13 protein-coding genes and 1 pseudogene are annotated in these 12,370 nt (G+C 72.2%); 8 read left to right on the forward strand and 6 right to left on the reverse strand.

The genetic code is table 11. The annotated features are described in order from the left end of the window. Positions 1 to 17: 17 nt before the first annotated feature. Complete coding sequence (locus BAY60_RS20655; RefSeq protein ID WP_112282715.1) at positions 18 to 1,217, reverse strand: serine hydrolase domain-containing protein; 1,200 nt, start codon at positions 1,215 to 1,217, stop codon at positions 18 to 20. Positions 1,218 to 1,351: 134 nt separating this feature from the next. Here BAY60_RS20655 and BAY60_RS20660 point away from each other — a divergent pair, with 134 nt between their 5' ends. From BAY60_RS20660 to BAY60_RS20685, 6 genes and pseudogenes are all read left to right on the forward strand, one after another. After that, complete coding sequence (locus BAY60_RS20660) at positions 1,352 to 2,458, forward strand: sensor histidine kinase (protein WP_112282716.1); 1,107 nt, start codon at positions 1,352 to 1,354, stop codon at positions 2,456 to 2,458. Next, entirely contained in the window at positions 2,455 to 3,135 is a 681-nt protein-coding gene (locus BAY60_RS20665; RefSeq protein WP_211330410.1) for a response regulator, read from the forward strand. Before BAY60_RS20660 ends, BAY60_RS20665 begins: the two co-directional genes overlap by 4 nt. 65 nt (positions 3,136 to 3,200) lie before the next feature. After that, positions 3,201 to 3,770: a TetR/AcrR family transcriptional regulator gene (locus BAY60_RS20670; RefSeq protein ID WP_112282717.1), complete on the forward strand. Its 570-nt coding sequence runs from the start codon at positions 3,201 to 3,203 to the stop codon at positions 3,768 to 3,770. A gap of 29 nt (positions 3,771 to 3,799) precedes the next feature. Continuing rightward, positions 3,800 to 4,996, forward strand: coding sequence for a GDSL-type esterase/lipase family protein (locus tag BAY60_RS20675; protein ID WP_112282718.1), 1,197 nt, complete (start codon positions 3,800 to 3,802; stop codon positions 4,994 to 4,996). A gap of 154 nt (positions 4,997 to 5,150) precedes the next feature. Then, positions 5,151 to 5,768 (forward strand): annotated as a pseudogene (locus BAY60_RS38020) (phosphatase PAP2 family protein); the annotation flags it as partial. A gap of 107 nt (positions 5,769 to 5,875) precedes the next feature. After that, positions 5,876 to 6,364 carry an SRPBCC family protein gene (locus BAY60_RS20685; RefSeq protein WP_112282720.1) on the forward strand — a complete coding sequence of 163 codons (489 nt, stop codon included), beginning with the start codon at positions 5,876 to 5,878 and terminating at the stop codon, positions 6,362 to 6,364. Between the two features lie 15 nt (positions 6,365 to 6,379). Here BAY60_RS20685 and BAY60_RS20690 read toward each other — a convergent pair whose 3' ends face one another. Next, complete coding sequence (locus tag BAY60_RS20690) at positions 6,380 to 6,583, reverse strand: hypothetical protein (protein ID WP_112282721.1); 204 nt, start codon at positions 6,581 to 6,583, stop codon at positions 6,380 to 6,382. A 196-nt stretch (positions 6,584 to 6,779) separates the two neighbouring features. On the opposite strand from BAY60_RS20690, the gene BAY60_RS20695 reads away from it, so the two are divergent. After that, positions 6,780 to 7,109, forward strand: coding sequence for a hypothetical protein (locus tag BAY60_RS20695; RefSeq protein WP_245992719.1), 330 nt, complete (start codon positions 6,780 to 6,782; stop codon positions 7,107 to 7,109). 3 nt (positions 7,110 to 7,112) lie between these two features. Continuing rightward, a complete protein-coding gene (locus BAY60_RS20700; RefSeq protein WP_112282723.1) occupies positions 7,113 to 8,642 on the forward strand; it encodes a sodium:solute symporter family protein in 1,530 nt (509 codons plus the stop codon). On the opposite strand, the gene BAY60_RS20705 is transcribed toward BAY60_RS20700, so the two are convergent. Genes BAY60_RS20705 through BAY60_RS20720 form a run of 4 tightly spaced genes read right to left on the reverse strand, consistent with a single transcriptional unit; the run spans position 8,639 to position 12,369 of the window. Beyond that, positions 8,639 to 9,658: an ABC transporter ATP-binding protein gene (locus tag BAY60_RS20705; RefSeq protein ID WP_112282724.1), complete on the reverse strand. Its 1,020-nt coding sequence runs from the start codon at positions 9,656 to 9,658 to the stop codon at positions 8,639 to 8,641. The two genes, BAY60_RS20700 and BAY60_RS20705, sit on opposite strands and share 4 nt — an antisense overlap. After that, the gene (locus BAY60_RS20710) at positions 9,627 to 10,616 is read right to left on the reverse strand and encodes an ABC transporter ATP-binding protein (protein ID WP_112282725.1); all 990 of its coding nucleotides are present in this window, start codon (positions 10,614 to 10,616) and stop codon (positions 9,627 to 9,629) included. Before BAY60_RS20710 ends, BAY60_RS20705 begins: the two co-directional genes overlap by 32 nt. Beyond that, positions 10,613 to 11,446: an ABC transporter permease gene (locus tag BAY60_RS20715; RefSeq protein ID WP_112282726.1), complete on the reverse strand. Its 834-nt coding sequence runs from the start codon at positions 11,444 to 11,446 to the stop codon at positions 10,613 to 10,615. Before BAY60_RS20715 ends, BAY60_RS20710 begins: the two co-directional genes overlap by 4 nt. After that, positions 11,443 to 12,369 carry an ABC transporter permease gene (locus BAY60_RS20720; protein WP_112282727.1) on the reverse strand — a complete coding sequence of 309 codons (927 nt, stop codon included), beginning with the start codon at positions 12,367 to 12,369 and terminating at the stop codon, positions 11,443 to 11,445. Before BAY60_RS20720 ends, BAY60_RS20715 begins: the two co-directional genes overlap by 4 nt. Position 12,370 lies beyond the last annotated feature (1 nt).

A 12,370-nucleotide genomic window follows, 5' to 3' on the forward strand; every position in this document is an offset into this window, starting at 1 on the left:
CCGTGCGGCGGCACGTCTCAGCGGGTTCCGCAGAGCGCGTGCTCGATCAGCTCGACGGTCGGGTCGGTCGTGAGCTCCGGCGCGCCCGGTTTCGGCACCAGCGAGTCGGAGTTGATCGACACGACGACGCTGCGCGTGCCGTCGGTGGTGACGCCGTTGCGGGTCTTGAAGCCGTGGATGTCGCCGCCGTGTGACCACGAGCCGCCACACGAGTTCGGAATCCACATCAGGCCGAGCCCGTAGCGCGCGCCCGGCCACGCCGGGTCGAAATACGGTGCCCGCACGGTCCTCGTCATCTCGGCCAGCTGAGCCGGGCGCAGCACGCGGCCACCGAGCAGGGCCCGCAGGAACCGGTTGCCGTCCTCGGTGGTGCTGATCATCGCGCCCGCCGCTCCGCCCCAGGTCGGATTGAGCACGGTCGTGTCCACCGGCTCGGTCCACGTGCCCGGGTCCTCCGGCCGGTCGAGGTCGGTGAGGAACCGGGCGTAGCCGACGGCGTTCGGGCCGGGGACGAACGGAAAGCTCCCGGGCGCGTAGGTGTGGCGCAGCCCGAGCGGTTCGATGATGCGGGTGCGGACCTCGTGCTGCCAGCTGTGCCCGGTCACCCGGTGGATGATCATCCCGGCGAGGATGTAGTTGGTGTTGGAGTACCGCAGGTCCTCGCCCGGCGCGAAGTCGGGCTCGAACCGCATCGCCCTCGCGACCAGGTCGTGCGGGCGGAAGGTCCGGAACCGGGCGCGCTCGAACTGCTCCCGGTCGAACAACTCGGGCATGGCACGCAGGTACTCGGGCAGACCGCTGGTGTGCTGGAGAAGCTGGCGCACGGTGATCCTGCTGCCGTCGTTGCCGTTTCCGGACACGACGCCGGGAAGCCAGCGCTCCACGGTGTCCTCAAGCGACAGTCGACCCTCGCCGACCAGTTGCAGCACTGTCGCCGCGACGTAGGTCTTGGTGAAGCTGCCGATGCGGAACCGCGCGTTCCACGGCACCGGGGTCTCGCGGTCGGCGTCGCCGAATCCGCTGCGGACGGTGACCTCCCCGCGCGGTGTGTCGAGCTCGGCCAGCACGCCCGGTGCGCCCTGGTCCAGCAGGGCATTCGCGTCCCGCCGCAGGGTGTCGCGGTCCGTGCGGGAGCCGCTGCCGGCGTGGGCGGCGCCCGCCGCCACGGTGCCCATCGCCATCGTCATCGCCATCATGAGCGCAGAAATCCGTTTCATGGCCGCCACGCTAGGCAGCGCACGGGCGCCCGTCGTCGCCCTGCGACGGCAACTACGGCTACCCCCGGTGGGGTAGTGGTCGATACCACTGCCGGTGGGTGACCCCCGGCTCGTCTCGGGGCTACCGTGAGCGGGTGCGGACGACTCTGCGACCGGCCCTGGTCGACGTGTTGCTGGCCCTCGTGCTCACGGGACTGAACATCGCCACGCTGCTGAGCTGGGAAGGACCACGCACCGGGCCGGCCTTCGCGCTCGCCGTGCTCATGGCGGCGCCACTCGCGCTGCGGCAGCGGACCCCGGTGGTGACCCTGACGGTCATCGGCGCCGCGATGGCCGCGTACAGCCTGCTCGGCCACGGCGACATCCCGGGCGGCGGGGTGGGGCTGCTCATCGCCCTGTTCACGGTGGCCACCCTGCGTCCGCGCCCGGTGGTGACGGTGCTGTGGCTGGCCACGGTGGCGGTGCTCGCGATCGTCTACACCGAGGCGGCGGAGCAGCTCGCCTGGCCCGAGTACGTCCAGGCGGGACTGATCGCGCTCGGCGCGTGGGTGCTGGGGGAGAGCACCCGGCGCTGGGGCCTGCGCACGCAGCGCCTCGCCGAGCAGGCCGCCAGGGCGGCCGCCGACGAGCGCGTGCGGCTGGCGAGGGAACTGCACGACGTCGCCTCACACCACATGTCGGTGATCTCGCTGCAGGCGGGCATGGCCGAGTACGTGGTGGACAGCGACCCGCGGACGGCCAAGGAGGCGATGGCCACCGTCGGCGACGCCAGCCGCGCGGCGCTGACCGAGATGCGCCGCCTGCTCGACGTGCTGCGCGTCGACGACACCGCCGCCGACCGGGACCCGCAACCAGGCCTGGCCATGCTGGACGGGCTCGTGGCGCGCACACGCAACGCCGGGCTGCCGGTGGAGCTGACCGTCACCGGCAGCGTCCGGCCACTGCCGCCCGGCCCGGACCTGTGTGCCTACCGGATCGCGCAGGAGTCACTGACCAATGTGCTCAAGCACGCCGGACCGGCCAGCGCGCGGATCGACCTCGACTACGGAGAACGGACGGTGACCCTGCGGGTGAGCGACGACGGCACGGCGGCACGGCACGGCCAGGTCCCGGCGGCGGCGCACGGCATCCGCGGCATGCGCGAGCGCGCGGAACTCTACGGCGGTGTGCTCACGGCCGGGCCCGCGGAGGACGGCGGTTTCCGCGTGGTGCTGCGCCTTCCGGTGGGGGAGCGGCGATGACGGTGCGCGTGCTCGTCGCCGACGACCAGGCTCTGATCCGGGCGGGGCTGGCCGGCCTGCTGCGGACCTCCGAGGGGCTCGAGGTGGTGGGCGAGGCCGCCGACGGGGAACAGGCGGTGGCCCTGGCCACGGATCTCGCCCCGGACGTGGTGCTGATGGACATCAGAATGCCCGTGCTCGACGGGATCGCGGCCACGCGGAGACTCCTCGCCGGGGCCGGCGACAGCCCGCCGCGAGTGCTGATCCTCACCACGTTCGACCTCGACGAGTACGTCTACGCCGCCCTCCGGGACGGCGCCGCCGGGTTCCTGCTCAAGGACACCCCGCCCGACCGGATCATCGCCGCGGTCCACACCGTCGCCGCGGGCGACATGCTGATCGCGCCGCACATCACCCACCGGCTGATCGAGACCTACGCCCAGCACCACGAAGCGGCGCTGGCCCGGCGCGACCTGGCGGAGCTGACCGCGCGGGAGACGGAGGTGCTGCGGCTGGTCGGCAACGGCCTGTCCAACGCGCAGATCGCGCGGCGGCTCGTGCTCAGCGAGGCGACCGTGAAGACCCACGTCAAGCGGACGATGGGCAAGCTGCGGCTGAGCAGCCGCGCCCAGGCCGTCGTGGTGGCCTACGAGACCGGCTTGGTCGTCCCCGGCGCCGCCGCTCGGCGCCTAGGCTAAGCCCCTTCGCCATTTGCCTAAAGGCATTAGGCTGCTGCATAATGACTGATGGCAGGAGGGAGACCATGGCACGGGCGGGGCTCAACACGGAGCGGCTGACGCGGGCCGGAGCGGAGCTGGCCGACGAGGTCGGCTTCGACCAGGTCACCGTCTCGGCGCTGGCCAGGCGCTTCGACGTCAAGGTCGCGAGCCTGTACTCCCACGTGGCGAGCTCGCAGGACCTCAAGACGAGGATTGCCCTGTTCGCGCTGGACGAGCTCGCCGGCCGCGCGGCGGAGGCACTGGCAGGCCGGTCCGGCAAGCAGGCCCTGGCCGCTTTCGCCGGCGTCTACCGCGACTACGCCCGCGACCATCCCGGCCGCTACGCCGCGACCCAGCTCCGGCTCGACCCGGAGACGGCGGCCGCGAGCGCAGGGCGCAGGCACACGGAGCTGGCGCGGGCGATCCTGCGCGGCTACGACCTGGCGGAGCCGGAGCACACGCACGCCGTGCGGCTGCTGGGCAGCGTCGTCCACGGCTACCTCAGCCTCGAACTGGGTGGCGCGTTCAGCCACAGCGCGCCCGCCCCCGAGCAAAGCTGGCCCCGGATCGTCGACGCCCTGGACGCCCTCCTGCGGAACTGGCCCGCGAGCTGACGCGGATCCGCGACGACAGGCAAAGGATCATGAACACCACATCCACCCTGGCCACCACGCCCCTCACCGCGGAGCTCCTGCGCGGCGCGCTCGACCTCGAACGCACCCCGCACGGGGTCCTGCCGCACCGGCTGCCCGCCCGTGCCCGGGCGCAGTGCGCCGACCCGCAGCTGGCCATGGCCGAGGCCGAGCCCTCCGGCGTGCGGCTGGTCTTCCGCACCCGCGCCACCGCGATCGAGCTCGACACGCTGCCGACCAAGCGCCACTACGCGGGCGCCCCACCCCGGCCCGACGGCGTGTACGAACTGCTGGTGGACCGACGGCCGGCCGGGCAGGCCAGCGTGACCGGCGGCAACACGCTGGTCATCGACCCGGCCACCGGCGCCGTCGAGAAGCGGCCCGGCCCGGCCGCCACCGTGCGCTTCGCAGGCCTGCCTGGGCGAGCCAAGGACGTCGAGATCTGGTTGCCCCACACCGAGATCACCGAGCTCCTCGCGCTGCGCGCCGACGCCGTGGTCGAGCCGGTGCCGCCCCCGCGGCGGCCGGTGTGGCTGCACCACGGCAGCTCCATCAGCCACGGCTCCGGCGCCGCGGGCCCCACCACCACGTGGCCCGCGCTGGCCGCGTCCGCGGCCGGGGTGGAGCTGGTCAATCTCGGGCTGGGCGGCAGCGCCCTGCTCGACCCGTTCACCGCCCGCGCCCTGCGGGACACCCCGGCGGACGTCATCAGCGTCAAGATCGGTATCAACGTCGTCAACGCCGACCTGATGCGCCTGCGCGCCTTCGGCCCTGCCGTGCACGGTTTCCTCGACACGATCCGCGAAGGCCACCCCGCCACGCCGCTGCTGGTCGTGTCGCCGATCCACTGCCCGATCCACGAGGACACCCCGGGCCCGGGCGCGTTCGACGCCGAGGCGCTGCGCGCGGGCAGGCTGCGGTTCCGCGCGACCGGCGACCTCGCCGAACGGGCCGCGGGCAAGCTGACGCTGCGCGTCGTGCGCGACGAGCTGGCTCGCATCACGGAGCAGCGGGCCGCCGACGACGCGAACCTGCACTACCTCGACGGCCGCCTGCTCTACGGCGAGCAGGACTTCGCCGAGCTGCCGCTGCCCGACGAGCTGCACCCGGACGCCGTCACCCACCACCGCATCGGCGAGCGCTTCGCCGCGCTGGCCTTCGCCGCGGACGGCCCGCTCGATCCCCGCACCGCCGTTAGCCGGAGCTGATGCCGGGCACTCTCGGACGATGACCTTCGAGAGGCCGGAGGACGATGTCGCACACCACGATGCCGGCCGGAGCGGGGGAGCGAACGGCGCCCGTCCGGCCTCCGCCGTGGGCGCGGCACGCGTGTCCCGGCCGAGACCGCGCGGGTGGGCCGAGATGCTGCTGGTGGGGCTGGGGTTCGGCGTGTTCCAGCTGCTGTGGGTGGCGGTGTCCGGGGAGGCGGCCGTCGCGGACGCCAACGCGGACGCGCTCTACCGCTTCGAGCAGGAGCTCAACCTGGCCGTCGAACCCTCGTTCCACGCCCTCGCCGACGGCGAGGGCGTTCTGGCGAGCGTCGCGGGCTACTACTACGTCGTCACCCACTTCGCGGTGACCGCCGGGCTGCTGGTGTGGCTGTGGTGGCGGCACCCCCGCAGCTACCCGCGCCTGCGCACGACCCTCATCGGCGTCAGCCTCAGCGCGCTGATCTGTTTCTGGGTGGTTCCCGTCGCCCCGCCACGGCTGGCGATGGCGGCCTCCCCGGACACGCTGGTGCAACGCGACGTGTTCGGCTCGGCCCACGCCGACGGCGGGCTGCTCAGCCTGGCCAACCCCTACGCGGCGATGCCGTCCCTGCACGTCGCCTGGGCGGTGTGGGCCGCGCTCGTGGTGAGCCTGGCCCGGCACCGGCTGCGGTGGCTGGTGTGGCTGTACCCGCTGACGACCACCGCGGTGGTGCTGGCGACCGGCAACCACTACCTGCTCGACGCCGTGGCAGGGTTCGTCCTCGTCCTCGCGGTGCACGCCGCACTGGGCCTCGGTGACGCGCGTCTCCTCCGCGACGTGCCGGTTGCTGGCACGCTGATACCCGCGAGTAACCGTGTCGCCGAGGAGGACCCCCGATGCGCCCACCGACCGCGCAGAGTTCCGTGGAGATCGCCGCGCCACCCGGCCTCGTCTACCGGCTGGTGTCCGACGTGCCGGGGCAGGGCCGCTGGGCCGCCGAGATCGACCGCTGCCGGTGGCTCGGCGGAGCCACCGGAGCGGTCGTGGGCGCGCGGTTCCGCGGCGTCAACCAGCACCGATCGCGGCGCTGGGCCACCACCTGCGTCGTGACCGAGGCGGAGCCCAGCAGGCGGTTCGCCTTCCGCGTCCAGGTCATGGGCGTGCCGTCGGCGTTGTGGCGCTACGAGATCGAGCCGACCGAGACCGGCTGCCGCGTCATCGAGAGCACCCGGAGGCTGACCCCCCGGATCACCACCCTCGCGGTCAACCGGCTGCTGCTGGGCATCCGCGACCGCGACGAGCACAACCAGCGCAACATCGAGGCCACCCTCGCGTCCCTGAGGCAGTACGCCGAGCTGGAGGCACGCGACGCCACGGCGCGCTGACCGCGGATCGCGGCGTCAGAGACGGTCGACGACCACGCGCATGCACTCGGTGCGCCCGCAGCAGGGCACCCCGCACTGCTGCTTGGCCGTCGGGCGCAGGCAGCCGACGCACAGCCCGTCGACCATCTTCTTCGTGGTCCGGACAACCTTGCCCCTGCGGTTGGCGACCCGGTCGGCGGACTTGTCGAGCACGCGAGCGGCCTCGGTCCAGAATCCCATCGTCCGTTCCTCCTCCTACCCGAGAACGACAGTGCGTGACACTACAGTCACTCACGGCGAAGGGGATCTCAAGCAGATCCACCTGAGGGGCTGACGGCAGGCGCTCCGCCACGGGGGTGAATCGCCCACCGCCCACGGCCGAAGCCGGGAAAGGGCTTTCGGTACGGCGACCTCCGGCTTAGACTCCCCGGCGACCATGGAACCCACCCGTTCGGATGACGCCATGCCCGCAGGTCAGCAGCCTTCGCCACGTTCGCGCCCGCCCCGCGAGCCGATCAGAAAGCCGGGGATCTGGGCCGGACTGGTCGCGATCGTGCTGCTCGGCGTCCCGTGGTACCTGCCACCCGGCGTGATCGAGCCCGTGGTGCTCGGGCTGCCGCTGTGGACGATCGTCGCGATCGGCTCGTCGATCCTGCTGTGTGCCTATCTGACCTGGGTGATCTCCGCCCACTGGAACATGGTGGAGGACGAGGAGGAGGCGGCGGCCGCCGACGCGGGCCCTGTCGACGAGGAACGGGGGCGCTGAGCCGTGGACAACCTGTCCTTCGGCGGCGCGGCGGGCATCGTCGTGCTGCTCGGATACGCCGTGATCATGCTGGGCATCGGGTTCGTCGTGGGCCGCAACCGGCCCGGCGCCCGCGAGAACATGAAGAGCTACTACCTCGCCGGGGGCAACCTCGGCATGCTGGTGCTGTTCTTCACCCTGTACGCCACGCAGTACAGCGGCAACACGGTGGTGGGCTACGCGCCGCAGGCCTACCGCGAGGGCTTCGTGTGGTGGCAGTCGGTCACGTTCTTCACCGCGATCATCGCCGGGTACATGCTCTTCGCGCCGAGGCTGTACGTGCTGGCGAAGAAGCACTCCTTCATCACCCCGACCGACTGGGTGCGGTTCCGCTTCCGGTCCACGCCGGTCACCCTGATGGCCACGTTCCTCATGCTGTGGGCGCTGGCGAACTACGTGCTGGAACAGCTCATCGCCATGGGCCACGCGATCGCGGGCCTGACCGGCGATACGGTGCCGTACCAGCTCGGCGTGGCGGTGTTCGTCGTCGTCATGCTCGCCTACTCCTGGATGGGCGGGATGCGCGCGGTCGCCCTGACCGACGTGATGCAGGGCATCGCCCTGCTGATCGGCATCATCGTGCTGCTCGTGGGTGCGCTCTACCTGGCGGGCGGCTCGATCGGCGACCTGACCCAGTACCTCGCCGAGAACGAGCCCGACGCGATCGCCGTCCCGCCGCTGGAGACGTCGGTCAACTGGTTCTCGATGATCCTGCTCGTGGGCATCGGCATCGCCCTGTACCCGCACGCCATCCAGCGGATCTACTCGGCCCGCAGCGAGCGCACGCTCAAGCGCTCGCTCAAGCGGATGGTGTGGATGCCGCTCATCACCGCCGGTGTCGTGTTCTGCATCGGCATGCTGGGCATCCGGCTCTTCCCCGGACTGTCCGAAGCGGACTCGGAACGGCTCGTCGGCATGATCGCCAACGAGGTGGGCTCGCTGAACGTCGTGTTCTACGTGGCCATGATCCTGCTGTTCGGCGGGGTCGTCGCCGCGATCGTGTCCACGGCGGACTCCGCGCTGCTCAGTTTCTCCTCGATCATCTCGCGTGACCTCTACGGCCGGTACCTGCGGCCGAAGGCGAGCGAGCGGCGTCAGGTCGTCGTCGGCAAGGTGGCCGGGGTGGTCGCGGTGATCGGCCTCCTGCTGCTGGCGTGGAACCCGCCCGCCACGCTCGTCGAGGTGTTCGTGCTGAAGATGGAGCTGCTCATCCAGCTGGCACCCGTCTTCGTGCTCGGGATGTACTGGCGGCGGATGGCGGCCGGACCCGCGTTCTGGGGCATGCTGGCGGGCGCCGCACTGGCCGGCGGCATGACGATCGCCGGCGAGGAGTCGGTGTTCGGTGTGCACGGCGGCATCGTCGGGCTGCTGCTGAACCTCGCCATCTGCGTCGTCGGATCACTGCTCGTGCCGCAGCGGCCGGAGCCCGCCGGCGAGCAACCGTCCGACACGGCGACGGTGCGGCCCCCGCTCGACGCCGCCGGCGCGGACTAGCGAACCGGCGGTTCAACCAGCGGCAGCGGCGCCGGGAAGTGGCAGGCCACCGGGTGAGCGGTGTCGCGGATCTCGAGTGCGGGCTCGTCGGCCCGGCACCGCTGCTGCGCCTTCCAGCACCGGGTGTGGAAGCGGCACCCCGCCGGCGGGTCCAGCGGAGACGGCACGTCGCCGGTCAGCACGATCTCCCCGCCGGGCGCGTCGTCCCGCCAGTCGTCCACGCTCGGCGCGGCCGACAGCAGCGCCTGGGTGTAGGGATGCGCCGCGTGCAGGAAGACCTGCTCGGTGTCGCCCGACTCGACGATGCCGCCGAGGTGCATGACCGCGACCCGGTCGGCGAAGTGCCGCACCACCCCGAGATCGTGGGTGATGAACAGGTACGCCACGCCGAGCTCGTCCTGCAACTGCCGCAGCAACGTCAGCACCTGCGCCTGGATCGACACGTCGAGCGCCGAGACCGCCTCGTCGCAGACGATGACCCTCGGCCGCACGGCCAGCGCCCGCGCGATCGAGATCCGCTGCCGCTGCCCGCCGGAGAACTGGTGCGGGTAGCGCGCCGCGTGTCCTGCGTTGAGCCCCACCCGCTCCAGCAGGTCCGCCAGCTCGGCGTCCCACCGGTCCTGCGGCACGAGCCCGGGGTGGATCCGCCACGCCTCGGTGATGAGCTCCCGCACGGTCATGTGCGGGTTGAGCGAGGCGTACGGGTCCTGGAACACCAGCTGCACCTGGCGGCGCACGGCCTTGAGGTCGCGGCGCGCCAGCCCCGTCACGTCCCTGCCGTCGAGCCGGACCTCACCCGCGATCGGGCGCAGCAGTCCCACCACCGTGCGCGCGACCGTGGACTTGCCGCACCCCGACTCACCGACGAGGCACACGGTCTGGCCCTCGTGCACCGCCAGGTTCACCCCGGCGACGGCGCGCACCTCGCGGCGCCTGCCGAACAGGCCCTGCCGCGTCCGGTACCCCGCGACCAGGTCGACGAGCTCAAGCACCGGCGTGGCCGACGGTTGCGCCACGGCTGACCACCTCCTCCGCGTAGTGACACGCACTCGACCTGCCGGGGGCGACCTCGCGCAGCGGCGGCTCCTCCGTGCGGCAGCGCTGCCGGGCGAACGGGCACCGCGGATGGAACGCGCAGCCGCCCGGCAGAGCCGCGATGTCCGGCGGGTAGCCCTCGATCGGCCGGACCCGTCGGTCGCCGTCGCGCGCCGACGGGCTCGCGGCCAACAGACCGAGCGTGTAGGGATGGGCGGGCGCGGGGTAGACGTCGGCGACGGCACCCGCCTCCACCGCCTGCCCCGCGTACATGACGACCACCGAACGCGCGGCCCTGGCCACCACACCCAGATCGTGGCTGATGATGACCATCGCCAGCCCGGCGCGCTGGCGCTGCCGCAGCAGTCGCAGGATCTGAGCCTGCACGGTGACGTCCAGCGCCGTCGTGGGCTCGTCGGCGACGAGCAGCCGCGGCTCGAGCGCGAGCGCCATGGCGATCATCACCCGCTGCCGCATCCCGCCGGAGAACTCGTGCGGATAGGCACCCGCGCGCCGCGCGGCGTCGGGGATGCCGACCTCGGTCATCGCCTCCACCGCGCGCCTGCCCGCGTCGGCCCGCCCGAGACCACGACGCCGGCGGAACATCTCGGCCACCTGGTAGCCGACGGTCAGCGAGGGGTTCAGCGCGCTCAGCGGATCCTGGAAGATCATCGCCAGCTCCTCGCCCCGGAGCCTGCGCACGCGGTCGGCGTCGGCGGCGCGCAGATCCGTGCCGTCCCAGCGGATCTCGCCCGCCTCGACGCGGGCCTGCGCGGGCAGCAGCCCCAGCACCGCCAGCGAGCTGAGGCTCTTGCCACTGCCCGACTCGCCGACGATCGCCAGCGTCTCGCCCTCGCCGACCGTGAACGACACCCCGCGCACCGCCCGCACGTCGCCGAACGCGACCACGAGCCCGGACACCTCCAGCAACGCACTCACCGGACCACCGCCGCACTGGCCTGCCCGGACCCGGACCTCGCCGCGTCGCCCAGGATGCCGACACAGACCACCACGAGCGTGAGCGCCACTCCCGGCACGGCGGCGATCCACCACGCCGAGGCGAGGTAGTCGCGGCCCCCGGCGATGGTGGAGCCCCACGAGGCCTGGTCGATCGGCACCCCGAGGCCGAGATAGCTCAGCGCCGCCTCGGCCACCATCGTCAGTCCCACCTGGACGGTCGCGGCCACCAGCAGCGGCTGCACGCAGGAGGGATAGATGTAGCGGGTCATGATGCGCACGCTGCCCGCGCCCAGCACCCGCGCCGAGTCCACGAACTCGCGGTTGCGCGCCGACAGCGCCGAGCCGCGCACCACCCTGGCGAAGATCACCCACCGGGTCACCGCCAGCGCGATGATGACGTTGGTCAGGCTCGGCCCGAGCGCGCCCGCGAGCAGGATCGCGAGCAGGATGCTGGGAAAGGCCAGCTGCATGTCGCCGACCCGCGAGATGACCGCGTCCAGCCAGCCGCCGTAGTACCCGGCGAGCAGGCCGAGCACCAGCCCGGTCAGCCCGCCGACCACGACCACGGTGACGGCCACCAGCAGCGAGACCCGGGACCCGGCGATGACCTGCGCCAGCAGGTCCCTGCCGAGCTGATCGGTGCCCAGCAGGGCGAACGAGCCGTCGGAGAGGGTGCTGCCCGGGGGCAGCAGCCGGTCGGCCACGCCGGTGGACACACTGTCGTAGGGCACGAGCAGCGGGCCGAACACGGCGACGAGCACGAACAGCGCCAGCACCCCGCCCGCGACCCTGGCTGCGGTCGTCTTCATACGGTCTCCAGCGTGATTCTCGGGTCGAGCCAGAAGTAGAGGACGTCGACCAGCAGGTTCAGTCCGATGTAGAACACGGCGATGAGCAGGATCGCCGCCTCCGCGACGGCGTAGTCGCGGTTGACGATCGACTCGATCATCAGCGAGCCGATGCCCGGCCAGGCGAAGACCTGCTCGATGATCACCGCGTCGGCGATGAAGTTGCCGAGCACGAGCCCCAGCACGGTCACCACCGGGGTCAGCGTGTTGCGCAGGACGTGCACGTTGAACACCACCTGCTCGGAAAGGCCCTTCGACCGCGCAGTGCGCACGTAGTCCTTGCCGAGCTCCTCCAGCGTCCCGTTGCGCACGAGCCGCGCGAGCCAGCCGAGGAACGGCAGCGCGAGCGTGAACGCGGGCAGCACCAGCGCCAGCGGGGTGCCGTCGGCGGTGGCGGGCAGGATGTCGAGCGTGCGGGCGAAGACGAGCACGAGCATGATGCCGACCCAGAACGACGGCAGCGCCTGGCCGGTGAGCGCGAGGTAGTTCACGAGCCGGTCGGCGAACCGGCCCGTGTGCCGTGCGGCGTACACCCCGAGGGGGAACCCGACGAGCAGCGTGAGCGCCAGCGCGTAGCCGGCCAGGGTCAGCGTGGCGGGCAGCCGTTCCAGGACGCCGGCGAAGGCGTCGCCGCCGAGCCGCCACGACTCGCCGAAGTCGAGCCGGACGACCTCGCCGAGATGGCGCACGTACTGCACCAGCAGCGGGTCGGCCAGTCCCAGGTCGGCCCGCAGGGCCTCCCGCTCGGCCTCGGTGGCCTGGCTGCCGAGGATCAGCGACGCCGGGTCGCCGGGAATCACGCGCAGCGCCAGGAACACGATGGTGATGGCGCCGAAGAGGAGAAACACCGACTGCCCCAGCCGGCGCGCCACGTAGATGATCACG

The organism is Prauserella muralis, from assembly GCF_003202285.1.
GTDB lineage: Bacteria > Actinomycetota > Actinomycetes > Mycobacteriales > Pseudonocardiaceae > Prauserella_B > Prauserella_B muralis.